The organism is Bradyrhizobium sp. A11 (assembly GCF_042077125.1).
GTDB classification, from domain to species: domain Bacteria; phylum Pseudomonadota; class Alphaproteobacteria; order Rhizobiales; family Xanthobacteraceae; genus Bradyrhizobium; species Bradyrhizobium japonicum_B.
Window position 1 is genome coordinate 6,502,961 of sequence record NZ_CP149509.1, and the last position, 23,620, is coordinate 6,526,580.

A 23,620-nucleotide genomic window follows, 5' to 3' on the forward strand; every position below is an offset into this window, starting at 1 on the left:
ACATGAGAGCGCCCGACAAGATGAACGCTGCTGTCGAGATCTACACCAGGCCGGGCTGCGGCTATTGTTCCGCCGCCAAGTCGTTGCTGACCCGCAAGAAGGCGGCCTTCACCGAATTCGACGTCGCCAAGAACCCTTCCTGGCGGGCCGAGATGTACGACCGCGCCGGCCAGGGCTCGACCTTCCCGCAGATCTGGATCGGCGGCACTCATGTCGGCGGCTGCGACGACCTCTACGCGCTCGACCGCGAAGGCAAGCTCGACAGCATGCTCGAAGGCGTGAAGGCCAGCTCATGAGCGAGAACCGCACGTTCACCGCCGCGATGGTGCAGATGCGCACCGGCCTGATGCCGGGGCCGAGCCTCGAACAGGCCACCAGGCTGATCCGGCAGGCGGCAGCCAACGGCGCCGACTACGTGCAGACGCCCGAGGTCAGCAACATGATGCAGCTGAACCGCAAGGCGCTGTTCGAACATTTGCAGAGCGAGGAGGACGACAGCTCGCTGAAGGCCTACCGGGCGCTCGCCAAGGAGCTGAAGATCCATCTCCATGTCGGCTCGCTGGCGCTGCGCTTTTCGCCGGAGAAGGCGGTCAACCGCTCCTTCCTGATCGGGCCCGAGGGCAATGTGCTCGCGAGCTACGACAAGATCCACATGTTCGACATCGAGCTGCCGGACGGCGAGAGTTACCGCGAATCCGCCAATTACCAGCCGGGCGAGACCGCGGTGATCTCCGACCTGCCCTGGGGCCGGGTGGGCCTCACGATCTGCTACGACGTGCGCTTCCCCGCGCTTTATCGCGCGCTGGCCGAGAGCGGCGCCTATTTCATCACCGTGCCCTCGGCCTTCACCCGCAAGACCGGCGAAGCGCATTGGCATATCTTGCTGCGTGCGCGCGCGATCGAGACCGGCTGCTTCATCTTCGCGGCCGCCCAGGCCGGGCTGCACGAGAACAAGCGCGAGACCTACGGCCATTCACTGATCATCGATCCCTGGGGCGAGATCCTCGCCGAGGGCGACGTCGAGCCCGGCATCATCATGGCCGAGATCGATCCAGCCAAGGTCGAGACCGCGCGCCGCGCGATTCCCTCGCTCCAGCACGGCCGCCGCTTCGGCGTGTCCGATCTCAAGGCAGGGCCGGACCATCTGCACCTCGTTCGGGGATCGGCATGATCCGCTACGCACTCCGCTGCGACCGGGACCACGATTTCGAGAGCTGGTTCCAGAGCTCGTCGGCGTACGAATCCCAGGTCAAGCGCAAGCTGGTGACCTGTCCGATCTGCGGCTCGGCCAAGGTCGAGAAGGCGATCATGGCGCCGCGCATCGTCGGCAAGAAGGGCCGCGGCCGCGCGACGCCGCCGCCGGAAGCAATTGCTGCGGCCGCGCCCGAAGCCGCGCCGTCAGGTCCGACCTCGCTGCTGATGGCGCAGGAGAAGGAGCTGCGCGCCAAGCTGAAGGAGCTGCGCGATCACATCGTCAAGAACGCCGACAATGTCGGCGAGCGCTTCGCCAACGAAGCCCGCGCGATGCATTACGGCGACAAGGAGCACCGTCCGATCTACGGCGAGGCCTCGCCGGAAGAGGCGAAATCGCTGATCGACGAGGGCATCGAGGTCTCGCCGCTGCCGGCGCTGCCGGAAGACCGGAACTAAGCTCCCACCAGCACCGCCACGCCGATCACGATCAGCGCGATGCCCGCAAGCTCGCGCGGCGCGATCGGCTGCTTGAACGAATAATACGCCACGGCTTGCGCGAACAGCACCTCGATCAGAGCGAGCGTGCGGACATTGGCGGCGGCCGTCAGCGCGAACGCCAGGAACCAGAATTGCGAGGCGAAGGCGCCCGTGAAGCCCGCCAGCATCGACGGCCGCCATAGATTGAGGATTCCCCGCAGCACGTCCGGCGCGCGCCAGAGCAGGTAGATCGTCAGGATCAGCGTCTGCACGAACAGGCCGAGCACCAGCGTGACCGACGCCGCGGTCACGAAGGAGACGCCGGGCACATTGATGATGGCGCCGCGAAACCCGACCGCGGAGAGCGCGAAGGCCGCCGCCGCCACCAGGCCGGTGATGGTCGGCTTCAGTTCCGCAAAGCCCTTCTCGCCGCCTGGCCGCAGCGCCGTGATGACGACGCCGATGGTCGCGACCACGATCGCCAGCACCTTCAGCCAGGTCAGGTGATCGCCGAGGAAGACGAAGCCGAAGATCGCGGTCTGGATCGCCTCGGTCTTGAGGTAGGCCGTCGTCACCACGAAGGAGCGGTCGTTCATCGCGAGCAGCATCAGGCCGGTGGCGACGATCTGGCTCAGCGCCCCCAGCAGCAGCCACGGCCAGAATACAGTCGGCGGCATGCCGAGACGGTCGCCGGTCGCAACCAGAACCACGCCCAGAAACAGCACCGAGAACGGAAAGCCGAACAGGAAGCGGATATTGGTCGCGCCCCAGGTGCCCAGCGGCTTCGTGAGCGACCGCTGCATCGCGTTGCGCGCGACCTGCCCGAGCGCAGCAATGATGGTGAAGGGAATCCAGAGGCTGGCGACGGTGAGCATGGGGGTGGGTAAATGGCGCTTTGGCAGAAAGGATGCGACCAACCTGCAAGCTGAGACCTGCGCGGTCAACCGCACAGGCGTCATGGGTGCGATGCTCACCCCACAAACTCGGTGTCATCCCGCGAACGCAGGCACGGACACCGTTGGGGGAGAAGCAGCTCGCATGCCCCCTCACACCATCGCTTCGGCGACCACCATGTAGTTGACGTCCATGTCCGATGAGAGCGACCATTTGTCGGCGAAGGGTGAGTAGACGACGCCGGTTTGCTCGGTGATGACGAGACGGTTGTCGAGCAGATATTTCGTCAGCTCGTCCGGGGTGACGAACTTGTTCCATTCGTGGGTGCCCCGCGGCAGCCAGCGCAGGACGTATTCGGCGCCGACGATGGCGAGCGCGAAGCTCTTCCAGTTGCGGTTCAGCGTCGAGACCACCATGAGGCCGTTCGGCTTCAGCATTGCCGCGCAGCGCTTCAGGAAGACGCCGACGTCGACGACGTGCTCGACCACCTCCATCGCCAGCACGATGTCGAAGCGCTCGCGCGGGTCGATTTCCTCGACCGTGGTGCAGCGGTAGTCGATGGCAAGATGGCTCTTGTCGGCATGCAGCTTCGCCGCGGCGATGTTGCTCTGGGAGGGATCGACGCCGATGACCTGCGCGCCGAGGCGAGACAGCGGCTCGCACAACAGGCCGGCGCCGCAGCCGATGTCGAGCACGCGCAGGCCGGCGAGGCAGTTGAGGCTGCGCACATTGCGTTCGAACTTGCGGCAGGCGGCATCGCGGATATAGCCGAGCCGCAGCGGGTTGATCCGGTGCAGCGGCGCCATCTTGCCATTGGGGTCCCACCACTCCGCCGAGAGTTTCGAGAATTTGGCGATCTCGGCGGCATCGACGGTCGAGCCCGGCTGGGCGGAGACGGAAGTATTTTGCTGCATGCTCATGGTTGCGCGCGGTCCTACCGCGTGGTGATCGAACTACGGAAGGCGAGCGGCGAGGCGATGGTCCTGATCGTCTCGATGCCCTCGCCGACGCCGCGAATCGTCACGTCGCCGTAGTTGAGAATACGTCCAAGGATGGTCTGGTCGACGTCGACGCTCTCGACCTTGTCCAGCGCCATTTCGAAGGTGCGGCGCTTGATGAAGCCGGTCTTGTGCACGACCCGCAGATTGGTGACGTCGGTCTCGGTGGTGAAGCGATGGAACCAGCCCTTCACCGTCCAGTACAGGGCGGCCAGCGCCACCAGGCCGGACGCGACGAGACAGAGCAGGATGAGCCCCTCGACAATGGTTTGCCGGGACAACACGAACAGCGCCAGGGCCACGATCCAGGCCAGGATGGCCGGAAGATAGAAGATCCAGTGCGCATTGGTCGAATACAGCACCCGCTCGCCCGGCTGCAGGATCTCGTCGATATAGCGCGCCATGACCTCGATTAACCCATTGCCCGGATTGGCCGGCAGGAACCCGCTTGCCCCCGGCCCCGCCCCTCTGTATACGCGCGGTCGGTGTCCGCCAGGCCCGTCCAGTGCGGGCCACCATACTGATCCTTATGAAGGAATGCACGCGTCGTCATGAGCCGCCTCGTGATGAAATTCGGCGGCACATCCGTCGCCAACATCGAACGTATCCGCAACGTCGCACGCCATGTGAAGCGTGAGGTCGACGCCGGCCACGAGGTGGCCGTGGTCGTCTCGGCGATGTCCGGCAAGACCAACGAGCTGGTGGCCTGGTGCACCGAGGCCTCGCCGATGCACGATGCGCGCGAATACGACGCCGTCGTCGCCTCGGGCGAGCAGGTCACCTCGGGCCTCCTTGCCATCGTGCTTCAGGGCATGGGCATCCAGGCCCGTTCCTGGCAGGGCTGGCAGATTCCGATCAAGACCAGCGACGCCCATGCCTCGGCCCGGATCGAGGACATCGACGGCAGCGAGATCATCAAGCGCTTCAAGGAGCGCAAGGAGGTCGCGGTCATCGCCGGCTTCCAGGGCATCGAGCCCAGGACGGGTCGCATCACCACGCTCGGCCGCGGCGGCTCGGACACCTCGGCCGTGGCGGTCGCCGCCGCCGTCAAGGCCGACCGCTGCGATATCTACACCGACGTCGACGGCGTCTACACCACCGACCCGCGAATCGTGCCGAAGGCCAAGAGGCTCGACAAGATCGCGTTCGAAGACATGCTGGAACTGGCCTCGCAGGGCGCCAAGGTGCTCCAGGTCCGCTCCGTGGAACTCGGCATGGTCCACAACATGCCGATCTTCGTCCGCTCGAGCTTCGACAAGCCCGAGGATATCGACCCGCATGCCAACCAGCCGCCCGGCACGCTGATCTGCAGCGAGGAGGAGATCATGGAAAGCCACGTCGTCACCGGTATCGCCTTCTCCAAGGACGAGGCCCAGATCTCGGTGCGCCAGATCGAGGACAAGCCGGGCGTTGCGGCCTCGATCTTCGGCCCGCTGGCGGATGCCAACATCAACGTCGACATGATCGTGCAGAACGTCTCCGAGGACGGCAAGACCACCGACCTCACCTTCACGGTGCCGGCGGCAGATTATACCCGCGCCAAGGACACGATTACCGCCGCCAAGGGCAAGATCGGTTATGCGCGGCTCGATACCGCCACCGACGTCGCCAAGATCTCGGTGATCGGCAGCGGCATGCGCAGCCACGCCGGCGTCGCCGCCCAGGCGTTCTCGGCCCTCGCGGGGCGGAATATCAACATCCGGGCCATTACAACCTCCGAGATCAAGTTCTCGGTGTTGATCGACGCCGCCTATACCGAGCTGGCGGTGCGCACGCTGCACACGCTCTACGGTCTCGACCAAGCCTAGACGAATTTTCTCTTAGCGGTCGCAGCAAACGCGCAGGTGTCCACACTTTCGCGTTTGGCAGGCGTTTTGCTTGGCAAAACAAGCCCCAATTCGCTATACGGCGAACAGGGTGGGCTGCCGGAAACTGTGCCCCAGTTCAGGCGGTGCTGATTCGGCTGAGGCAACCGCCTGAGCCGGCGCCGGACGAGCAAACTTGTTGTTTTTCTGGATATTGGGCGAGCAGCCGCGGCCCCTTTCGGCCCCGGCAGACGGAGGAGATTGACGGTTCATGCGGAGCGCGTCGGGAGGTCCCCGCGTCTTGTTGAGACGGCTCCGCGAAACCATGGCGGAGCAGGTCTCGGCCCAGGAGCGGCTGGACAAGATCGTGGTGCTGATCGCCGCCAACATGGTGGCCGAGGTGTGCTCGGTCTATGTGCTGCGCATCGACAACACGCTCGAGCTCTACGCCACCGAAGGCCTCAACCGCGAGGCGGTGCACCACACCGTGCTCAGCGCCCATGAGGGCCTGGTCGGCCTCGTCGCCAGCGAGGCGACACCGCTCAATTTGAGCGACGCGCAAAGCCACCCCGCCTTCTCGTTCCGCCCCGAGACCGGCGAAGAGATCTACCATTCCTTCCTCGGCGTGCCGATCCTGCGGGCCGGCAACACGCTCGGCGTGCTGGTGGTGCAGAACCGCGCCAAGCGCAATTATGTCGAGGAAGAGCTCGAGGCGCTGCAGACCACCGCGATGGTGCTGGCGGAGCTGATCGCCTCCGGCGAGCTCTCCGCGCTGGCGCAGCCGGGCCAGGAGCCGGCGGCGCGCCATTCCGCGCAGAAGGTCGGCGCGATCCTCTCCGAGGGCATCGCGCTCGGCCACGTCGTGCTGCACGAGCCGCGCGTTGTCATCAAGGACTACATCGCCGAGGACCTGCCGAAGGAGATCAAGCGGCTCGACACCGCGCTCGCCAAGCTGCGCGCCGATCTCGACCGGATGCTGGAGCGCGGCGACGTCGCCGAGGGCGGCGAGCATCGCGAGGTGCTGGAAGCCTACCGCATGTTCGCCAACGACCAGGGCTGGTCGCACAAGCTGCACGAGGCGGTCGCCACCGGCCTCACCGCGGAAGCCGCGGTCGAGCGCGTGCAATCCGACACCCGCGCGCGCATGCTTCGCTCGACCGATCCCTACTTGCGCGACCGCCTGCATGATCTAGAAGATCTCGGCTACCGTCTGATGCGGCAGCTGGTCGGCCAGGACCACGCGCCCTCACGCGAGCAGCTGCCCGACAATGCCATCGTCATCGCGCGCGCGATGGGCCCTGCGGCGCTGCTCGACTACGACCGCAAGCGCCTGCGCGGCATCGTGCTGGAGGAAGGCACCGCCAATTCCCACGTCTCGATCGTGGCGCGCGCGCTCGGCATCCCCGCGGTCGGCGAAGTCCCGAACGCGCCCGGCATCGCCGATCCCGGCGACGCCATCATCGTCGACGGCACCTCCGGCTCGATCTATGTGCGTCCCTCTCAGGAGGTCGAAGCGGCCTTCGCCGAGCGCGTGCGCTTCCGCGCCCGCCGCCAGGCGCAATATCTGGCGCTGCGCGACCGCCCCTGCGTCACCAAGGACGGCCAGAAGGTCGAGCTGATGATCAACGCGGGGCTCGCCATCGACCTGCCGCATATCGAGGACACCGGCAGCGCCGGCATCGGCCTGTTCCGCACCGAGCTGCAATTCATGGTGGGCCAGAGCCTGCCGCGCACCAGCGACCAGCTGGCGCTCTATCGCACCGTGCTGGATGCCGCCGGCAGCAAGCCCGTCACCTTCCGCACCCTCGACATCGGCGGCGACAAGGCGCTGCCCTATATGGAGGCCGTGATCGAGGAAAATCCCGCGCTCGGCTGGCGCGCGATCCGGCTCGGGCTCGACCGCCCCGGCCTGTTGCGCGGCCAGATCCGGGCGCTGCTGCGCGCCGGCGGCGGCCGCGCGCTGCGCATCATGTTCCCGATGATCTCCGAGGTCGCCGAATTCGATGCGGCCAAGGCGCTGGTCGAGCGCGAGCTCACTTACTTGCGCCAGCACGGCCACACGCTGCCTGAACGAATCGACATCGGCACCATGGTCGAAGTGCCGGCCCTGCTCTATCAGCTCGACGAGCTCCTGCGGAAAGTCGACTTCATCTCGGTCGGCTCCAACGATCTGTTCCAGTTCCTGTTCGCGGTCGACCGCGGCAATGCCAAGGTCTCCGAGCGCTTCGACACCATGTCGGCGCCGATCCTGCGCGCGCTGCGCCAGATCGCGCACAAGTGCCATGCCGCGAAGAAGTCGCTCTCGCTCTGCGGCGAAATGGCGTCGAAGCCGATCGGCGCGCTGGCGCTGATTGCGCTCGGCTATCGCTCGCTGTCGCTGTCGGCGACCGCCCTCGGCCCGGTCAAGGCCATGGTGCTCGATGTCGACGCGAAGAAGGCCGAAGCCATGCTCGGCCCGCTGCTTGACGCGCCGGCCGGCAGCGTCTCGATCCGGCAGAAGCTGACGGAATTTGCCGAGGCCGAAGGCCTGGCCTTGTAGCGGGCCTGCCGCCGCTTCCTGCCGCCTTGCCTCTTTCCGCCATTTGAGACTGAACCGATGTCGTCACTCCCCGAAGCCAAACTGGACGTCCTGCTCGCCCATCACGCCTCGCTCGAGGCCGAATCCTTGGGGCAGCTGGCTTCCGAACGCTACGTGCAGATCACGCGCGAGCTCGCCGAGATCACCCCGCTGATCGAAGCGGTGAAGGCCTATCGTTCCGCCGTCAAGGAGCTCGCCGACACCGAGGCGCTGATCGCCGATCCCGCGACCGATGCCGAGATGCGGGCCATGGCGGAAGCCGAACGCGACGAGCTGGCGCCGAAGATCGAGGAGCTGGTCCAGAAGATCCGCGTCGCGCTGCTGCCCAAGGACGCCATGGACGACCGCAACGTGGTGCTGGAAATCCGCGCCGGCACCGGCGGCGACGAGGCCTCGCTGTTTGCCGGTGACCTGTTCCGCATGTACGAGCGCTTCGCGGCCCTGCAGGGCTGGAAGGTCGAGGTGATCTCGGCAAGCGAAGGCACCGTCGGAGGCTACAAGGAAATCATCGCGGAGGTGCAGGGCCGCGGCGCCTTCTCCAAGCTGAAATTCGAATCCGGCGTACACCGCGTCCAGCGTGTCCCCGACACCGAGACGCAGGGTCGCATCCATACCTCCGCGGCCACGGTCGCCGTGCTGCCGGAGGTCGAGGACGTCGACGTCGACATCAAGAACGACGATCTGCGCATCGAAACCATGCGTGCGCAGGGCGCCGGCGGCCAGCACGTCAACAAGACCGAATCGGCGATCCGCATCACCCACATCCCGACCGGCATCGTGGTGATGATGCAGGACAGCCGCTCGCAGCACAAGAACCGCGCCTCCGCCATGAACATCCTGCGCTCGCGCATCTACGACGCCGAGCGGCAGCGCGTCGACGCCGCGCGCTCGGCCGAACGCAAGGAGAAGGTCGGCTCCGGCGACCGCTCCGAGCGCATCCGCACCTACAATTTTCCGCAAGGACGCGTCACCGACCACCGCATCAATCTGACGCTCTACAAGCTGCCGCAGGTGATCGCAGGCGAAGCGCTCGGCGAGTTGATCGACGCGCTGACCACCGAGCACCAGGCCGCGCAGCTCGCTGCACAAGGCGCGGCGGCGTGACGCGTGAGTAATCCCCTCGCCGGACAATCCATCGAGACCGCGCGGCGCTCGCTGGCCGGACAGCTGAGATCGGCAGGGGTCGAGGAGGCCGAGCTCGACGCCCGCATCCTGGTCGGCGCTGTCCTCGGCCTCGATCTGACCGGCCTGATGGCACAGGCCGCCCGGCCGCTCACCGAAGCCGAGGCCTCGCGACTCACCCAGCATGCACGGCGCCGCATCGCCGGCGAGCCGGTGGCGCGCATTCTCGGCACACGCGAATTCTGGGGCCTGCCGTTTCGCCTGTCGGAAGCAACGCTGGTCCCGCGCCCCGATACCGAGACCGTGGTCGAGCTTGCGCTCGAGATCCTTCGCGAGCGAAAAGCGGCGGCGCCTGTGCGCATCGCCGACATCGGCACCGGATCGGGCGCGATCCTGCTCGCGTTGTTGCACGAAATTCCCGATGCGTTCGGCATCGGCACCGATATCAGCCTGACCGCGCTCAGCACGGCGCGCGACAATGCCGTCGCTCTCGGCCTCGGCCGCCGCGCCGCTTTCGTCGCCTGCTCCTATGCGGCAGCGCTCCGCGGCCCGTTCGACCTCATCGTGTCGAACCCGCCCTATATCCCCTCGGCCGAAATTCCGACCTTGAGCGTTGAGGTGCGCGAGCACGATCCGCATCTGGCGCTCGATGGCGGCAACGACGGATACGACGCCTACCGCGCCCTGATCCCGCAGGCGAGCGAGCGCCTCGCCCCCGGCGGGGTGCTGATCGTCGAGGCCGGCCGGGGCCAGGCGGGAAATATTGAAACCCTGATGGCGACAGCGGGGTTAACGATGGACAGGTCACCCAAGGCAGACCTGGCGGGCATTCCGCGGGCCGTTTCGGCCCGAAAAATGCCCCCATAAAAGCCGGATTGGCCTGCAAAAAGCTCTTGGAATATCCCTTGGGAACGACTACGTTCCGATCAACACATCGGTGCCGGCCCCGTAGACTTGCGGGTGAAAGCCGGGCTCTCGGGCGAGAGCTTTACTGATTATAGGTTCCAAGCCGCAGGTCCTGTGAAGCGCGATAGCCAGTGGAGCTGCGCTGCTCTCCGACCGCAACGTGAACGAAAGCCTGATATTGCGCTTGAAGACTTACGCAACACCGCTGGGCTTGTTTCGGCAGGCAAAATGAATGGATTCGCTGGCGATCAATGCTGGCGGGTGGGGAACGCGTCCTTGTTGAACGCGACGGTCGACGAACATCGGCAGGGTTGGATCCGCTCTTGCGCGCGGTGCGCGCGTGCGACGTGAAACCGCTGCCATCAGGTCACTCCTAGCAATCAGTAATGCGTGCAACCTTTAGGGCTGGAATTAAAGGCAGGACATGAGAAACGGTCAGAACAAGCAGCGGATGCGCAACCGCAACAACAATAACAACAACAATCGGCGCAGCCAGAACCCGATGACCCGGGTCTACGAGTCCAACGGACCCGACATCAAGATCCGCGGCACGGCCTCGCACATCGCCGAAAAGTATCTCCAGCTTGCGCGCGACGCCCGCTCCTCCGGAGACCCCGTTGCGGCGGAGAACTACTACCAGCATGCCGAGCATTATTTCCGCTTGATCGCGGCAGCGCAGGAGCAATTCCGCCAGAATCAGCAGCCGCGCGGTGACGAGCCCATCAGCAGCCCCAGCGGCGACGATGAAGACGACGGCGAGAATTTCTCGAATTTCGGCCAGGAGCCGGGCTTCGTGCCGCAGCCGCCGCAGCAGCCTTTCGCGCGCGACCGCGACGGCCAGCGCGAACATCACCAGCGTGATCATCAGCCACGCGACAACCAGCAGCAGCCCTATCAGCGCGACCACCAGCCGCGCGAGCATCGCGAGCGCGATCATCGCCCGCAGCCGCAATATCAGCCGCAGCCGCTGCCGGCGAACCAGCCGCAGCCCGTCATCGCCGATGCCGGCGGTGTCGATCGCCTGCCGTCCTTCATCACTGGCCCGCAGCCGCAGGTGAATGTCGGCGCAAATGGTGGCCAGCCCGGCTTCGAGGGTAGCGGCGGTGGCGAACGGTTTCCGCGCCGTCGGCGCCGGCCCCATGGCCCGCGCCCCGAGCGCGAGGCAGCGCCAGCCGCCTCGAGCGATGATCTCGCGCCCGGCGAGTAAGCTCTTTCTGCTGTTCTGATCCGAACTCGTCCCGGCCTCGCGCCGGGACGATTTTTTTCAGCTGCGCGTCACCGTCGAGGACGGCACCAGCACCGGCTTGGCGAGCGAGGGAATCAGCCGCGCCCGCTCGCGCTTGGCGGGGATCGCGCGGTAGACCTGCTTGGTGGCCTCGACGATGTGCACGCCGGCAAAGGGCAGCGACAGCGCCGCACCGGCACGCTCCCACATCTGTGCCGATCTCAGCACCCAGCCGCCGGCATAGGGCGGCATGAACAGCGCCTCGCCCCACGCGGTCGGCGTGAACCAGGTCTGGCGCAACAGATCGGTGATCTGCGAGCGCGAATAGGGCCGGCCGTGACCGAACGGCGTGCTGTCGGTGCGGGTCCACACCCCGCGCCGGTTCGGGATCACGGCGATCACGCGGCCCGAGGGCGACAGCACGCGCCACACCTCGCGCAGCAGCGCGGCCGGATCGTCCGACATCTCCAGCGCGTGAACCAGCAGGATGCGGTCGACCGCGGCGTCGGCAAGCGGCAACGAGAATTCGTCGACCAGCGAGGCCAGCGCTGGCCGTCCCGTCGGCCATTTCAGGACGCCCTGGGCCGCCGGCATGAAGGCGATGCAGCGCTCGGCGTCCTCGCGGAACAACCCCAGATAGGGCGTGGGATAGCCGAGGCCGAGCACGCGCTGGCCCTCCGCGCCCGGCCAGCGCTCCCTGATGCCGCGATTGATCATTTGTCGCGCCACGATCCCGAGGCGGCGCGAATAGAACTCGCGGAGGTCGACGACGTCGATGGTCATGACCGCAATGTAACATGCGCAGGGCTGCGCCTGCGCGCGGAATATTGCATTGCCTGCGCAACGTTAACGCCATATTTGTCTGGCGGGGCTGAGCCCGATGGAGATGACATGGCCGCCGAAATTCGTATTTTCACCTGTTTAAACGACAATTTCGGTTATCTGATCCACGATGTGGAGACCAAGGCGACGGCGTCGATCGACGCGCCCGAGGCCGGCCCCATCCTGAAGGCACTGGACCGCGAGGGCTGGCAGCTCACCGACATCCTGATCACCCATCATCACGGCGATCATGTCGGCGGCGTCGCCGAGCTCAAGGCCAAATACAATTGCCGCGTCGTCGCGCCGCACGACAAGACCACGGCAATCGCGAACGTCGACCTGCGTGTGGCCAATGCCGACGTGGTCAAGATCGGCAATCTGCTGGCACGCGTCCTGGAGACGCCCGGCCACACGCTCGACCACGTCTCCTACGTGTTCGACACCGAGAAGACGGTCTTCGCCGCCGACACGCTGTTCTCGATCGGTTGCGGCCGCGTGTTCGAAGGCACCTATCCGATGATGTGGGATTCGCTTCTGAAGCTGCGCGCCCTGCCCGACGACTTCAAGCTCTATTGCGGCCACGAATACACGGCCTCCAACGTCAGGTTCGCGCTGACCGTCGAGCCCGACAATGCGGCGCTGCAGGCCCGCGCGGCGGAGGTGGCGAAGCTGCGGGCCGAGAACAGGCCGACCATTCCGACGCTGCTGGGCGAGGAGAAACGCGCCAACGTCTTCCTGCGCGCCGACGAGCCACAGGTCGCCGCCAAGCTGCACATGAAGGGCGCCGATGCCGCCGCAGTGTTCGGCGAGCTGCGCGAGCGCAAGAATAAATCCTGAAAAGCAAGTCCTGACGCACAGATCCTCACGGGGTTCGATGCCGACCGCAGCCGAGATCATCGCGCGCCTTGAACTGCGGCCGCATCCCGAGGGCGGCCATTATCGCGAGACATTTCGCGACAAGGCCACCGACGCCAACGGCCGTTCGCGCTCGACGCTGATCTACTTCCTGCTCGCCCGCGGCGAGCGCTCGCACTGGCATCGCGTCGATGCGGTCGAGACCTGGCATTATTATGCCGGCAACCCCTTGATGCTGCGCATCGCCCGTGACGGCTGCTCCCAGCACGAGGTGCGGCTCGGCACCGACCTCGCCGGCGGCGAGCGGCCGCAGGCGATCGTGCCGGCGCATGCATGGCAGATGGCGGAAACATCGGGCGAATGGACCCTGGTCGGCTGCACCGTCGCACCCGCGTTCGAGTTCGCTGGCTTCGAGCTCGCTCCAAAGGGCTGGGAGCCGTAGGTCAAACCGGCCCTGTCGACCGCCACTCCACGTTCCCTCGACACCCTAGTCCTTGCCGTCTTTCCTCAGGTGCAATCGACGAACGATCCTGGTCGGAAGCGTTTCGTAGGCCGGCCGATAATGACCGGTCCGATACTGCTCCTCTGTCAGTCGGATGAAGGATTTTCCGTCGGTTATCGTCGCCGTCTCGGGGCGACCACCGATGCTCTCGTTCCGATGCATGCCTGTAAAGGTCTCAGCGGTCGCGCCCATTTGCGCCGACGCGCTCGCGCAGACGAGTCCGATCAACATTGTCAGCGGGACCGTGATCGAGCGCATCACCGCTTCCTGAGCACCATGTCCTTGGCAGCGATCAGACCGCCGCCGGCAATCAGGATCGCGGCGAGGGCGATGTTGGCGCTGGCCTTGGCGAAGCCGGCGGCGATGAGGAAGCCGGTCGAGAGCAGCGGAGTCGCGTAGGAGGCGGCGCCGAGCACGCGGATGTCGCCGCGCTTCATGCCGATGTCCCAGGCGTAGAAGGCGGCGCCGACGGGACCGATGCCGAGCGCGATCACGGAGAGCCATTGCAAGCCCGTCTCCGGCCACACCGTGGTCTCAAGCAGGCCATGCATCATCGCGGCCAGCAAGGCTGTGGCCAGGCAGAAGCCGGCGACCGCATCGGTCGGCACCGCCTTCAAACGGCGCGACAGCACCGAATAGGCTGCCCAGACGAATGCAGCAATGAAGGCCGCGATCAGTCCCGGCACCGCTCCCGGCGCGAAGCCGGAGGTATTGCCGGCGAACAGCAGCACGGTGCCGACGAGGCCGAGCACGGCGCCAACGATGTGATGCAAAGCGAGCCGCTCGCCGGGCAGGAACGACGAGAACAGCACGATCAGCAATGGCCACATGTAGTTCAGGAGGCCGGCCTCGGCCGGCGGCGCAAAGCGCAGCGCGAGGAAATACAGCGCGTGATAGCCGAACAGGCCGCCGACGCCGACGACCCAGACGACCAGCGGTTGACGCAGGCTCTTCGCGGCGTCGCCACGGCCGATCCAGGTGAGCAGGCCGACCAGGCCGCCGATCGCAAAGGTCATCGCGGCGAGCTGGAACGCCGGGATCTTTCCGGTCGCCACGGTCATCACCGAGAGCAGCGACCACATCAGGATCGCGGTCAATCCGATCAGCGTGGCGGTGCGGGGAGTCATTTCAGGGAGCCTCGTCGTTCCGGGGCGGCTCGAAGAGCCGAACCCGGAACCTCGAGATTCCGGGTTCGCCGCTGGCGCGGCGCCCCGGAATGACAGGGCAAGATGCCCGGGACAAGCCCGGGCATGACGGAGTTACCGATATGATCGCATGTGATGCCGACGCATCACACCATGTACTGGCCGCCGTTGACCGTCAGCGTCGATCCCGTGATGAAACCGGATTCGTCGGCGGCGAGGAACACGACCGCGCGCGCGATCTCCTCGGGCTCGCCGAGCCTGTTGGTCGGGATCTGCGGGATCACGTTCTTCTCCAGAACGTCCTTCGGCACCGCCTGCACCATTTCGGTGTTGATGTAGCCGGGGCAGATCGCATTCACGGTGATGCCGCCCTTGGCATTCTCCAGCGCCAAGGCCTTGGTGAAGCCGATGTCGCCGGCCTTGGCCGCGGAATAATTGACCTGGCCGAACTGCCCCTTCTGTCCGTTGATCGACGAGATCGAGATGATGCGGCCGAACTTGCGCGCGCGCATGCCCTCGATGACCTGGCGCGTCATGTTGAACAGCGAGCCGAGATTGGTGTTGATGACGGCGTTCCACTGCTCGAGCGTCATCTTGTGGAAGGCGGTGTCGCGGGTGATGCCGGCATTGTTGACGAGCACCTCGACCGGCCCGAGATCGGCCTCGACCTTCTTCACACCTTCGGCGCAGGCCTCGAAGCTGCTGACATCCCATTTGTAGACGGCAATGCCGGTCTCGGCCTTGAACTTCTCCGCCGCCGCGTCGTTGCCGGCATAGCTCGCCGCGACCTTGTAGCCGGCCGCCTTCAGCGCCTTGCTGATCGCAGCACCGATGCCCCGCGTACCCCCCGTGACCAATGCAACACGTGCCATGTCGTATTCCTTCCCTTGGACTCTTCCTTGGACTCTCGGACGTTTCTGACGTGATCGTTTTTTAACGTTGGATTATGCGGTTGGTTTGACGGACATCAAGAACAAAACGCCCGGCGTCGAGCCGGGCGTTTGTATTTAGTCGAGGCCTGCGCGATTGCGAAGAATATTTGATTTGCAGCCGCTGCCTTTTTAGTCGCGTGCAACGCACTCACTGAGGTGTGCAGCGCACCCGCAAACTGCGCGCAAGCTGCACGTCAGCCATCGTCAGTCGCGCGCGATGCACATCGCGATACCCATGCCGCCGCCGATGCACAGCGTGGCGAGACCCTTCTTCGAATCGCGCTTCTGCATTTCGTGCAGCAGCGTCACCAGCACGCGCGCACCGGACGCACCGACCGGATGGCCGATCGCGATCGCGCCGCCATTGACGTTGACCTTGGAGGTGTCCCAGCCGAGGTCCTTGTTGACGGCACAGGCCTGAGCCGCGAAGGCTTCGTTGGCCTCGATCAGATCGAGATCGCCGACATTCCAACCCGCCTTCTTCAGCGCGGCGCGCGAAGCCGGGATCGGGCCCGAGCCCATGATCTTGGGATCGACGCCGGCCTGCGCCCAGGAGACGATTCGCGCCAGCGGCTTCTTGCCTTCCTTGGCCGCCTGCTTGGCGGTCATCAGCACCACGGCGGCCGCGCCGTCATTGATGCCGGATGCAGAGCCTGCGGTGACCGTGCCATCCTTCTCGAAGGCGGGACGGAGCTTGGCCATCGCGTCGAGCGTTGCGCCATGACGCGGATATTCGTCGGCGCTGACGACGACGTCGCCCTTGCGGGTCTTGATGGTGACGGGGACGATCTCGTCGTTGAACTTGCCGGCCTTCTGCGCCGCCTCGGCCTTCTGCTGCGAGGCCACCGCGAACTCGTCCTGCTGGGCGCGGGTGATCTGCCACTGCCGCGCGACGTTCTCGGCGGTGTTGCCCATGTGGTAGCCATTGAAGGCATCCCACAGGCCGTCCTTGATCATCGTGTCGACGAACTCGACAGGGCCCATCTTGACGCCGCCGCGCAGATACTGCGCGTGCGGGGCCATGCTCATGGATTCCTGGCCGCCGGCAACCACGATCTCGGAATCGCCGTTGAGCAGCGCCTGGTAGCCGAGCGCAACCGTGCGCAGGCCCGAGCCGCAAAGCTGGTTGACGCCCCAGGCCGGGCTTTCCACCGGGATGCCAGCGCCGATCGAGGCCTGCCGGGCCGGGTTCTGGCCCTGGGCTGCGGTCAGGATCTGCCCCATGATGACCTCCGAGACCCGGCCGGGCTCGATGCCACCGCGCTCCAGTGCCGCCTTGATGGCGATGGCGCCGAGATCGTGGGCGGGAAGGGTCGCGAACGCTCCGTTGAAGCTACCGACCGGGGTGCGGGCGGCGCTGACGATGACGACATCGTCTGACATGGGCATCTCCTGAGGCTTGTGGTTCTTTGAATGGGGGCAGGCGGGGCTTTACGAAAACAGCTCGCCAGTGTCGTGAGCCATCCTGTTAACGTCGTTGAGGCATGTCAATCGGCCGGCGACCGAATTCATGCCGCAGCGCATTCAAAATAGCGTTCTTGGCGCTTTCGCAAGCAAGATTTTGCTCTGCGATTAACCGTGCCGCACAAAACGGTAGCGTGACCCCTTTGAAAATGCTTATTTTGTTGCGTTGCGTACTCTTCCCGCCCTGCGGCATGGCCCGCCGGGTTCCCGTTCTCCGCGCTTGCAAGTGAGAGCCCATGGCGAAATCAGACCAACCCACCACCATCAAGAAATACGCGAACCGCCGGCTCTACAACACCGGAACGAGCACCTACGTGACGCTGGAAGATCTCGCCGCGATGGTCAAGGAAGGCGAGGATTTCCTGGTCTATGACGCCAAGACCGGCGACGACATCACCCGCTCGGTGCTGGCCCAGATCATCTTCGAGCAGGAGAACAAGGCGGGCCAGAACCTGCTCCCGACCACCTTCCTGCGCCAGCTGATCCGCTTCTACGGCGACAGCATGCAGATGGTGGTGCCGAAATATCTGGAGCAGTCGATCGCGACCCTGACCCAGGAGCAAGAGAAGTTCCGCAAGCAGATCGCCAACACGCTGTCCGGCACTCCTTTTGCTCCCCTGGAAGAACAAGTCCGTCGCAACATGGAGCTGTTCCAGCAGACCTTCTCGATGTTCAAGCCCTTCGTCCCGCCGCGCCCGGCGACCGCCGCCGAGGCGGAGTCCGAAGCGAATGCCGAAGCGCCGAAGGACAGCAACATCGACGATTTGCGCCAGCAGATGAAGGAAATGCAGGAGCGCCTGGAGCGGATGTCGAAGAAGGAGGAGTAGCTTCCTTCGTCCCGGCACCCGATTGAGCCGGAGAATACAGGATGTCCGACCGAAGCTCCCATTGGGACAGCGTCTACGCCACCAAGGGCGAGGACGAGGTCAGCTGGTTTCAGGATAGCCCATCGACCTCGCTCGCGATGATCCGGGCGAGCAATCCCGATCGCGGATCGGCCATCATCGATATCGGCGGCGGCGCTTCGCGTCTGGTCGATGCGCTGTTGGCGGACGGCTATCGCGACGTCGCTGTGCTGGATCTTTCCGCCCATGCGCTTGACGCGGCGAAGAAGCGCATCGGCGCAGCCGCTTCGATGGTCGACTGGATCGTTGCCGATGCCACCAGTTGGCAGCCGGCGAAGAACTACGAGGTCTGGCACGACCGCGCCGCGTTCCACTTCCTGACCGACCCGCGCGACAGGGCGGCTTACGTCGAACGCCTGCGGTCGGCGGTTGCGCCGGGCGGCCACGTCATCATCGCGACCTTTGCGCCCGATGGTCCGGAGAAATGCAGCGGCCTGCCGGTGCAGCGCCATGACAGCGCCAGCCTCGCAGCCGAGCTCGGGCCGGAGTTCGAGCTGATCGAGACGCGCAGCGAGATGCACCAGACGCCGTGGGATTCGACGCAGGCGTTTCAGTTCAGCCGGTTTCGGAAGCGCAGATAGCTCCCGTCATGGCCGGGCTTGTCCCGGCCATCCACGCACCACGGCGTCCTCAGAAGAACGTGGATGGCCGGGACAAGCCCGGGCATGACGAGGGGAAATTGCGGGTTCAAGCCGCCAGCTTCACCGCATGCGCAAAGTCCCAATAGAGCTTTCGCGCCCTGGCGTAGAACGGACCCGGCTTCAGCTCGCGCTCGTCGATGCGGATCACCGGGGCGACCTTGGCGAAATTGCCGGTGGAGAAGATTTCGTCGGCCGCGAGGAAATCGGCATAGCGCAACGTCTTCTCGACCACATTGACGCCGTCGCCGCGAAGCAGGGCGATGACGCGCTGGCGCGTGATGCCGTTGAGGAACGTGCCGTTGGGAGCCGGCGTATAGACCACGCCGTCCTTGGCCATGAACACGTTGGAATTGCCGAACTCGGCGACGTTGCCGAGCATGTCCAGCATCAGCGCGTTCTGAAAGCCGCGCGAGGCGGCTTCCGCCAGCGCACGCGAATTGTTCGGATAGAGGCAGGCTGCCTTCGCCTCGACCGGCGCGCATTCGGCGGTGGGCCGTCGGAACGGCGACAGAGTGATGGCGTTGCCGACCGGCTTTGGCATCGGCGCCTCGTAGATGCACAGGCACCAATTGGTGGTCTCCGGGTCGAACAGCACGCCGCCGCCCGAGCCGTTCTGCGCCCAATACATTGGACGGACGTAGAGCTCGGCATTGGCCGTAAAGCGCGCAATGCCCTCGCGCGCAAGCCCGAGCCAGGTGTCGGTATCGACCACCGGCTTCAGGCCGAAACTGATCGCGGATTGATTGGCGCGCGCGAGGTGACGGTCGAGATCGGGCGCGACGCCCTCGAACGCGCGCGCACCGTCGAATACCACCGAGCCGAGCCAGGCCGCGTGCGTGCGCGGACCCATGATCGGCACGTTGCCATCGTGCCATTTGCCCTCGAAGAAGGTCCAGCTCGGCGAATATTCGATCGGCTTCTTGATCTCGGCCATGACGGCCTCCCCTTGGAAATATAAGGGCACTATTGTCCCAATTCCTAAACGATTTGCTGCCGGGCCAGCCCCCTCTCCTGGCGGGTAAAACGCGCCAAACAGGCTATAATGCGGGCAATGATACGGAGATTGCCATGCCGCTCGATCCGCTCGCAAAGCGCTTGTTGACCATGATGGCCGCGGCCGCGCCGCAGGCGAAAAGCCGGCCGAGCGTGGAGGCGCGGCGGCAATCGCTGGCCAAGCTGATGCAGTTCGCGCGCGCGGATGCGCCCGATGTGACGACGCGCGACGGCGTGCTGCCCGGCCGCGACGGCGATCTGCTTTATCGCCTCTACACGCCTGCAAATGCCGACGAGGTTGCACCGGGCTTCGTGTTCTTTCACGGCGGCGGTCTCGTCGCCGGCGGCATTGGCACGCATGACCGTATCGCGGCGGCGCTGGCGCATGCCACCGGCTGCCGCCTCGTTTCCGTCGATTACCGGCTCGCGCCGGAGCACAGATTTCCGGCCGCCGTCGACGATGCCATCGCCGCCACCGAATGGGTCGCGCGCGAGGCCGCATCGCTCGGCATCGATGCGGACCGCCTGGTGGTCGGCGGCGATTCCGCCGGTGCAACGCTTGCTGCGATCGTGTGCCAGGAGGCGGCACAGACCGCGGGCCTTGCCATCGCCGCGCAATGCCTGATCTGCCCGGTGCTGGATTTCGAGGAAACCTCGCCGTCACGCGAGGCCTTTGCCGAGGGCCATCTGATCGACCGCGTCACGATCGAGGCCGATCTTTCCGACTATCTGCCTGAGGGCGTCGACACGGCCGACCCCCGCGTGTCTCCGCTGCGCGCCACACGGCTCACAGGCCTGCCGACCGCGATCATCCACACCGCCGAGTATGACCCGATGCGCGATGAGGGCAATGCCTATGCCCGCAAGCTGCTCGCCGCAGGCGTCGCCGTCGAGCATATCTGCCACGACGGCATGGTTCACAATTTCCACGCCATGGGCGCGATCCTGCCGCAGGCGCAGCTCGTGCTGTCGCAGATCGGCGAGCAGGTGCGGCGAGCGGTAGAGAGGTAGATCACACCCGCGCGCCGAGCACGGCCCGGGCCGCCATGACATAGTCAGGCCAATGCGTATCCGCATAACGCTCCGCCTGGCGGGCGCAATTGACGTCGGGCGCATGCGCTGCGGCGATCATGCGCGCAAAGCGTTCTTCGGCAACCGTCGTGTCATCGCGCGCCGGCGCGGGTACCGCGGCCACGGCGGCCGGAGCGACGGCGAGTCCTGCCATTCCGGCGAGCAGGATGCGGCGTGACGTGGTCATGGCTGTCGTCCTCCATTGTTCCGGCCTGCTCCGGCCGGCGAGCGGGTCGGTGCAGTCACGACAAGGTAGCCGCGCGCATCGATGCAGTCCATGGCTTGCGGATGGCGCTTGACCGCGGCAGCGATCACGTTCCATCTAGCGCGCGATTTCGCCCGCGCGTCGGATTGTCTCGTGTCTCCTCACCGCCCATCGCATCGTCCGAGTTTGCACGCTGCCGCGATGGGACTGGCCTGCCTGACGATTTCGGTCAGCGCCGCCTACTCTGCCGAAGATGAGGAGGATGCAGCAGCGCAACCTGCGGTCCCGAACCTCTATCTCGATCTGCGCACGAGCTATGCGTCGGTTCCGGCAGGGACGCTCGGACTCGGTTTCGGCACCACGTCGCTATCGGCCGCGCTGCAAGCCCTGGCGGTGCGCAGAGGCGCAACGCTGCCGAACGGCCTGCCGGCCGCGAAATCGATTGCCGTCGACCTGCCGCTCACCGTCGACGTCAACGACCGCGTCTCGCTTTATGGCGGCGTGTCGGGCTCGACGACCGACATTGGCGACGGCTGGTCGAAGTTCGACATCACCAGCTGGAACATGGGCGTGCAGGCCGACCTCTACCGGCAGGATGGCGGCGCAATCCCGACCATCACACTGCAATCGACCTTGACGCAATCGGTGCCGAACGATCACGGCATGACGAATTCGCTGAACAACATCCTGGAATTCGACTACGCGCTCGACGAGGACGAGACGCGGGGCTGGCTGACCGGCGTGCAGCATACCTACACCACCATTGCCAGCCCGTTCGCCAGCATCCGGCCGAACACGATCCTCTATGCCGGCGGCTATTACCAATGGCCGAGCAACTGGAAATTCACTGGACGCCTTGGCATGCAGTCGTTCGGCGGCGCGCAGCTGGCGGGCCGGACGCTCGCGGAATCCTTCACGCAGCCGATCCTGCGGCTCGACCTTGATCGCATGGACGACAACGACAACCGCCTGTTCGGCATCACCGCACAGATCGCCTGGACGCCGAAGCCATCTTACCAGCTGACCTTGCGAACGCCCCTCTACGCGATCCGCAACTGACTTGGAGCATGGTGGACAGCGGGTAAAGCGGATCTCCCGCTTTCCGGATATCGCACGGCGGTCGCGACAGCCGGGCATTGAAGATGAAGGACTTTCGCATCCGCTGCGGACCCCCAGCGGCTCCTTCCGAGCGTTGGCGTGTCGGCCAGTTCCCTCGCCAGAGCCCCATCCGGTTACCTCTCGGCAATATGCTTGCGACAGACTGAGCCGGAGCACACGGGAGGCTGTGAATGTCCCATCTGGTTCCGGAACGGACGCTACTTGCTGGGAAGATCTTCTTCAATTTCGGCCAGTCGTCGATCGATTGCGTCGTGCGCCGGCTGACCGAAGAGGCGGCGACGCTCGAGATGGAGAGTGGCCTCGGCGTGCCCGAGCGCTTCCAGCTCAGGCTGGCAGGGCGCGAGGTCCTGACCTGCCGGGTGGTCTGGCGATCGGACCGCCAGGTCGGCGTCGCCTTCGAACGGCGGGACAGCGTTGAGCGCCTGGCTGGCGAGGAGCGGGAGCGCTCGTCCGATGCGCTGATGCGCGGGCAGATGCTGGCTCTTCGCGCAGCGCTTGATTTCGTCCCGCTCGGCATCGTGCTGCTGGATGCAAAGCTCCGCGCAAAGTTGATCAATCGCGCGTTCCGCCAGATGTGGCGGTTGCCGGATGAAGTCGCCGAAAGCTGCCCGTCGTTCGTGACGCTGATGCATCACGGCCGCGATACTCTTGCTTACGAGGTTCCACAGACCGAACTCGATGCCTACGTCGCCGAGCGGGTCCGTCACGTCCAGGCGGGCGACGCCTCGCCGCTCGATCTGCGCCGCTCCAGTGGAGACGTCGTTCGGATGCAATGCACGCCGCTGCCCGACGGCGGGCGAATGCTGACCTATACGCCCGTCACAGACATCGTGCGCTATTCCGATGAGCTGAAGTTGCTGCGCGACGCGCTGGAAAATGTCGAGGACGGCGTGCTACTGCTCGATCGCGATCTCAACGCCAGCTTCATGAACCGACGGATGCGACGGTTCTGGGACGTGAGCGAACAGGAGGCGGAGAGCCGACCGACCTATGCATCACTGGTGAGCCGGGTCCATCGCGCCAGCGCGCCGGATCTTCCGGCAAATGAGCTGACGAAATTTCCAGCCAGGCGGGTCGCAGAGGTCAAGGCCGGCGACCATGTGCGCGACCTGCAGACCCCGGACGGAAGGCGCATCAGGGCTCATTGCACCACGATGTCGAACGGCGGCCGCATGCTGACCTATGTCGACATCACCGACCTGATGCAAAAAGCCGCGATGCTGGAGACGCTCGCCACCACCGATCCGCTCACCGGCCTCTACAACCGCCGCCACTTTCTCGACAGCCTCGAGGCAGAATGGAGCCGGTTCCAGCGCTATTATCGCTCCGTCTCGGTGCTGATGCTGGACATCGACCACTTCAAATCAGTCAACGACCGCTACGGCCATGCCGTGGGCGACGCCGCGATCAGGGCGGTTGGGACCGCGTGCCTCGACGGCAAGCGCAAGCCGGACATCGTCGGCCGCCTCGGCGGCGAGGAGTTTGCTGTCCTGCTGCCCGAGACCAGCCTCTCGCGCGCGAGGACGGTGGCCGATCGCATCCGCAAGCGCGTGATGGGCGCGCAGATCGTCGCCGGCGAGATCCGGTTCGGCGTCACCGTGAGCATCGGCATCGCAGAGGCCACCGTCAGCATGTCCGGCATCGACGCGCTGATGGGCGCGGCCGATCACGCGCTCTACCAAGCCAAGGCCGAAGGCCGTAATCGCTGCGTTGCCTTCGTGCCCCCGGCGCCGGCAAGCAAGGCGGCGGAGTGATCGAACGACGCCG

25 protein-coding genes are annotated in these 23,620 nt (G+C 65.5%); 15 read left to right on the top strand and 10 right to left on the bottom strand.

The genetic code is table 11. The features are described from left to right. Positions 1-20: 20 nt before the first annotated feature. From grxC to WI560_RS30595, 3 genes are read left to right on the top strand one after another with little or no spacing between them, the layout of a single operon-like run. A complete protein-coding gene (gene grxC / locus WI560_RS30585) occupies positions 21-296 on the top strand; it encodes a glutaredoxin 3 (RefSeq protein ID WP_375308951.1) in 276 nt (91 codons plus the stop codon). Next, positions 293-1,171, top strand: a complete 879-nt coding sequence (locus WI560_RS30590; RefSeq protein WP_375306139.1) for a carbon-nitrogen hydrolase family protein — start codon at positions 293-295, stop codon at positions 1,169-1,171. Before grxC ends, WI560_RS30590 begins: the two co-directional genes overlap by 4 nt. Beyond that, on the top strand, positions 1,168-1,650 hold the full coding sequence (locus WI560_RS30595) for a DUF1178 family protein (protein ID WP_375306140.1): 483 nt from the start codon (positions 1,168-1,170) through the stop codon (positions 1,648-1,650). Before WI560_RS30590 ends, WI560_RS30595 begins: the two co-directional genes overlap by 4 nt. Here WI560_RS30595 and WI560_RS30600 read toward each other — a convergent pair. The 3 genes from WI560_RS30600 to WI560_RS30610 all read right to left on the bottom strand — a co-directional run bounded on the left by WI560_RS30600 (position 1,647) and on the right by WI560_RS30610 (position 3,967). After that, positions 1,647-2,546 carry an EamA family transporter gene (locus tag WI560_RS30600; protein WP_375306141.1) on the bottom strand — a complete coding sequence of 300 codons (900 nt, stop codon included), beginning with the start codon at positions 2,544-2,546 and terminating at the stop codon, positions 1,647-1,649. The two genes, WI560_RS30595 and WI560_RS30600, sit on opposite strands and share 4 nt — an antisense overlap. 171 nt (positions 2,547-2,717) lie before the next feature. Next, on the bottom strand, positions 2,718-3,485 hold the full coding sequence (gene ubiG / locus WI560_RS30605) for a bifunctional 2-polyprenyl-6-hydroxyphenol methylase/3-demethylubiquinol 3-O-methyltransferase UbiG (RefSeq protein WP_257178736.1): 768 nt from the start codon (positions 3,483-3,485) through the stop codon (positions 2,718-2,720). A 14-nt stretch (positions 3,486-3,499) separates the two neighbouring features. Further along, entirely contained in the window at positions 3,500-3,967 is a 468-nt protein-coding gene (locus tag WI560_RS30610) for a PH domain-containing protein (protein ID WP_028139054.1), read from the bottom strand. A gap of 147 nt (positions 3,968-4,114) precedes the next feature. On the opposite strand from WI560_RS30610, the gene WI560_RS30615 reads away from it, so the two are divergent. From WI560_RS30615 to WI560_RS30635, 5 genes are all read left to right on the top strand, one after another. Beyond that, on the top strand, positions 4,115-5,371 hold the full coding sequence (locus WI560_RS30615) for an aspartate kinase (protein ID WP_375306142.1): 1,257 nt from the start codon (positions 4,115-4,117) through the stop codon (positions 5,369-5,371). A 268-nt stretch (positions 5,372-5,639) separates the two neighbouring features. After that, entirely contained in the window at positions 5,640-7,907 is a 2,268-nt protein-coding gene (ptsP, locus tag WI560_RS30620) for a phosphoenolpyruvate--protein phosphotransferase (protein WP_257178739.1), read from the top strand. 57 nt (positions 7,908-7,964) lie between these two features. Then, complete coding sequence (prfA, locus tag WI560_RS30625) at positions 7,965-9,050, top strand: peptide chain release factor 1 (RefSeq protein WP_257178740.1); 1,086 nt, start codon at positions 7,965-7,967, stop codon at positions 9,048-9,050. 3 nt (positions 9,051-9,053) lie between these two features. Then, the gene (gene prmC, locus WI560_RS30630) at positions 9,054-9,935 is read left to right on the top strand and encodes a peptide chain release factor N(5)-glutamine methyltransferase (RefSeq protein ID WP_375306143.1); all 882 of its coding nucleotides are present in this window, start codon (positions 9,054-9,056) and stop codon (positions 9,933-9,935) included. A gap of 463 nt (positions 9,936-10,398) precedes the next feature. Further along, on the top strand, positions 10,399-11,181 hold the full coding sequence (locus tag WI560_RS30635) for a DUF4167 domain-containing protein (RefSeq protein WP_375306144.1): 783 nt from the start codon (positions 10,399-10,401) through the stop codon (positions 11,179-11,181). Positions 11,182-11,238: 57 nt separating this feature from the next. On the opposite strand, the gene WI560_RS30640 is transcribed toward WI560_RS30635, so the two are convergent. Then, positions 11,239-11,982, bottom strand: a complete 744-nt coding sequence (locus tag WI560_RS30640; RefSeq protein WP_257178750.1) for a class I SAM-dependent methyltransferase — start codon at positions 11,980-11,982, stop codon at positions 11,239-11,241. Positions 11,983-12,090: 108 nt separating this feature from the next. Here WI560_RS30640 and gloB point away from each other — a divergent pair, with 108 nt between their 5' ends. Both gloB and WI560_RS30650 read left to right on the top strand, forming a co-directional pair. Then, positions 12,091-12,858: a hydroxyacylglutathione hydrolase gene (gloB, locus tag WI560_RS30645; protein WP_375306145.1), complete on the top strand. Its 768-nt coding sequence runs from the start codon at positions 12,091-12,093 to the stop codon at positions 12,856-12,858. A 37-nt stretch (positions 12,859-12,895) separates the two neighbouring features. Beyond that, on the top strand, positions 12,896-13,318 hold the full coding sequence (locus WI560_RS30650; RefSeq protein WP_375306146.1) for a cupin domain-containing protein: 423 nt from the start codon (positions 12,896-12,898) through the stop codon (positions 13,316-13,318). Between the two features lie 45 nt (positions 13,319-13,363). Here WI560_RS30650 and WI560_RS30655 read toward each other — a convergent pair whose 3' ends face one another. The 4 genes from WI560_RS30655 to WI560_RS30670 form a co-directional block, all read right to left on the bottom strand. Beyond that, positions 13,364-13,636, bottom strand: coding sequence for a hypothetical protein (locus tag WI560_RS30655; RefSeq protein ID WP_375306147.1), 273 nt, complete (start codon positions 13,634-13,636; stop codon positions 13,364-13,366). Then, on the bottom strand, positions 13,636-14,505 hold the full coding sequence (locus WI560_RS30660) for a DMT family transporter (RefSeq protein ID WP_375306148.1): 870 nt from the start codon (positions 14,503-14,505) through the stop codon (positions 13,636-13,638). Before WI560_RS30660 ends, WI560_RS30655 begins: the two co-directional genes overlap by 1 nt. A 164-nt stretch (positions 14,506-14,669) precedes the next feature. After that, the gene (phbB, locus tag WI560_RS30665; RefSeq protein ID WP_028139064.1) at positions 14,670-15,395 is read right to left on the bottom strand and encodes an acetoacetyl-CoA reductase; all 726 of its coding nucleotides are present in this window, start codon (positions 15,393-15,395) and stop codon (positions 14,670-14,672) included. Positions 15,396-15,659: 264 nt separating this feature from the next. Next, positions 15,660-16,838, bottom strand: a complete 1,179-nt coding sequence (locus tag WI560_RS30670) for an acetyl-CoA C-acetyltransferase (RefSeq protein WP_257196917.1) — start codon at positions 16,836-16,838, stop codon at positions 15,660-15,662. 317 nt (positions 16,839-17,155) lie between these two features. On the opposite strand from WI560_RS30670, the gene phaR reads away from it, so the two are divergent. Together phaR and WI560_RS30680 are read left to right on the top strand one after the other, a co-directional pair. Beyond that, complete coding sequence (phaR, locus tag WI560_RS30675) at positions 17,156-17,746, top strand: polyhydroxyalkanoate synthesis repressor PhaR (RefSeq protein WP_028139066.1); 591 nt, start codon at positions 17,156-17,158, stop codon at positions 17,744-17,746. 41 nt (positions 17,747-17,787) lie between these two features. Then, a complete protein-coding gene (locus WI560_RS30680) occupies positions 17,788-18,405 on the top strand; it encodes a class I SAM-dependent methyltransferase (protein WP_375306149.1) in 618 nt (205 codons plus the stop codon). 106 nt (positions 18,406-18,511) lie between these two features. Here the strand turns inward: WI560_RS30680 and WI560_RS30685 are convergent, their stop codons facing one another. Beyond that, on the bottom strand, positions 18,512-19,399 hold the full coding sequence (locus tag WI560_RS30685; RefSeq protein WP_375306150.1) for a branched-chain amino acid aminotransferase: 888 nt from the start codon (positions 19,397-19,399) through the stop codon (positions 18,512-18,514). A gap of 134 nt (positions 19,400-19,533) precedes the next feature. On the opposite strand from WI560_RS30685, the gene WI560_RS30690 reads away from it, so the two are divergent. After that, the gene (locus WI560_RS30690) at positions 19,534-20,469 is read left to right on the top strand and encodes an alpha/beta hydrolase (RefSeq protein WP_375306151.1); all 936 of its coding nucleotides are present in this window, start codon (positions 19,534-19,536) and stop codon (positions 20,467-20,469) included. A gap of 1 nt (position 20,470) precedes the next feature. Here the strand turns inward: WI560_RS30690 and WI560_RS30695 are convergent, their stop codons facing one another. Beyond that, positions 20,471-20,716 (bottom strand): hypothetical protein, encoded by a 246-nt coding sequence (locus tag WI560_RS30695; protein WP_375306152.1) that lies wholly within the window; start codon positions 20,714-20,716, stop codon positions 20,471-20,473. Positions 20,717-20,920: 204 nt separating this feature from the next. Here WI560_RS30695 and WI560_RS30700 point away from each other — a divergent pair, with 204 nt between their 5' ends. Both WI560_RS30700 and WI560_RS30705 read left to right on the top strand, forming a co-directional pair. Beyond that, complete coding sequence (locus WI560_RS30700) at positions 20,921-21,793, top strand: hypothetical protein (protein WP_375306153.1); 873 nt, start codon at positions 20,921-20,923, stop codon at positions 21,791-21,793. A 230-nt stretch (positions 21,794-22,023) separates the two neighbouring features. After that, positions 22,024-23,607 (top strand): diguanylate cyclase, encoded by a 1,584-nt coding sequence (locus tag WI560_RS30705; protein ID WP_375306154.1) that lies wholly within the window; start codon positions 22,024-22,026, stop codon positions 23,605-23,607. Positions 23,608-23,620: the final 13 nt, after the last annotated feature.

What these genes read in the sequence shown, in the direction of transcription:
- WI560_RS30650 (WP_375306146.1), top strand. Translation starts at nt 12,896, where the DNA reads ATGCCGACCGCAGCCGAGATCATCGCGCGCCTTGAACTGCGGCCGCAT.
- WI560_RS30705 (WP_375306154.1), top strand. Translation starts at nt 22,024, where the DNA reads ATGTCCCATCTGGTTCCGGAACGGACGCTACTTGCTGGGAAGATCTTC.
- WI560_RS30690 (WP_375306151.1), top strand. Translation starts at nt 19,534, where the DNA reads ATGCCGCTCGATCCGCTCGCAAAGCGCTTGTTGACCATGATGGCCGCG.
- WI560_RS30595 (WP_375306140.1), top strand. Translation starts at nt 1,168, where the DNA reads ATGATCCGCTACGCACTCCGCTGCGACCGGGACCACGATTTCGAGAGC.
- ubiG (WP_257178736.1), bottom strand. Translation starts at nt 3,485, where the DNA reads ATGAGCATGCAGCAAAATACTTCCGTCTCCGCCCAGCCGGGCTCGACC.
- grxC (WP_375308951.1), top strand. Translation starts at nt 21, where the DNA reads ATGAACGCTGCTGTCGAGATCTACACCAGGCCGGGCTGCGGCTATTGT.
- prfA (WP_257178740.1), top strand. Translation starts at nt 7,965, where the DNA reads ATGTCGTCACTCCCCGAAGCCAAACTGGACGTCCTGCTCGCCCATCAC.
- WI560_RS30670 (WP_257196917.1), bottom strand. Translation starts at nt 16,838, where the DNA reads ATGTCAGACGATGTCGTCATCGTCAGCGCCGCCCGCACCCCGGTCGGT.
- WI560_RS30655 (WP_375306147.1), bottom strand. Translation starts at nt 13,636, where the DNA reads ATGCGCTCGATCACGGTCCCGCTGACAATGTTGATCGGACTCGTCTGC.
- WI560_RS30680 (WP_375306149.1), top strand. Translation starts at nt 17,788, where the DNA reads ATGTCCGACCGAAGCTCCCATTGGGACAGCGTCTACGCCACCAAGGGC.
- phbB (WP_028139064.1), bottom strand. Translation starts at nt 15,395, where the DNA reads ATGGCACGTGTTGCATTGGTCACGGGGGGTACGCGGGGCATCGGTGCT.
- WI560_RS30600 (WP_375306141.1), bottom strand. Translation starts at nt 2,546, where the DNA reads ATGCTCACCGTCGCCAGCCTCTGGATTCCCTTCACCATCATTGCTGCG.
- WI560_RS30610 (WP_028139054.1), bottom strand. Translation starts at nt 3,967, where the DNA reads ATGGCGCGCTATATCGACGAGATCCTGCAGCCGGGCGAGCGGGTGCTG.
- WI560_RS30635 (WP_375306144.1), top strand. Translation starts at nt 10,399, where the DNA reads ATGAGAAACGGTCAGAACAAGCAGCGGATGCGCAACCGCAACAACAAT.
- WI560_RS30695 (WP_375306152.1), bottom strand. Translation starts at nt 20,716, where the DNA reads ATGACCACGTCACGCCGCATCCTGCTCGCCGGAATGGCAGGACTCGCC.
- WI560_RS30640 (WP_257178750.1), bottom strand. Translation starts at nt 11,982, where the DNA reads ATGACCATCGACGTCGTCGACCTCCGCGAGTTCTATTCGCGCCGCCTC.
- WI560_RS30685 (WP_375306150.1), bottom strand. Translation starts at nt 19,399, where the DNA reads ATGGCCGAGATCAAGAAGCCGATCGAATATTCGCCGAGCTGGACCTTC.
- phaR (WP_028139066.1), top strand. Translation starts at nt 17,156, where the DNA reads ATGGCGAAATCAGACCAACCCACCACCATCAAGAAATACGCGAACCGC.
- gloB (WP_375306145.1), top strand. Translation starts at nt 12,091, where the DNA reads ATGGCCGCCGAAATTCGTATTTTCACCTGTTTAAACGACAATTTCGGT.
- WI560_RS30660 (WP_375306148.1), bottom strand. Translation starts at nt 14,505, where the DNA reads ATGACTCCCCGCACCGCCACGCTGATCGGATTGACCGCGATCCTGATG.
- ptsP (WP_257178739.1), top strand. Translation starts at nt 5,640, where the DNA reads ATGCGGAGCGCGTCGGGAGGTCCCCGCGTCTTGTTGAGACGGCTCCGC.
- WI560_RS30615 (WP_375306142.1), top strand. Translation starts at nt 4,115, where the DNA reads ATGAGCCGCCTCGTGATGAAATTCGGCGGCACATCCGTCGCCAACATC.
- WI560_RS30590 (WP_375306139.1), top strand. Translation starts at nt 293, where the DNA reads ATGAGCGAGAACCGCACGTTCACCGCCGCGATGGTGCAGATGCGCACC.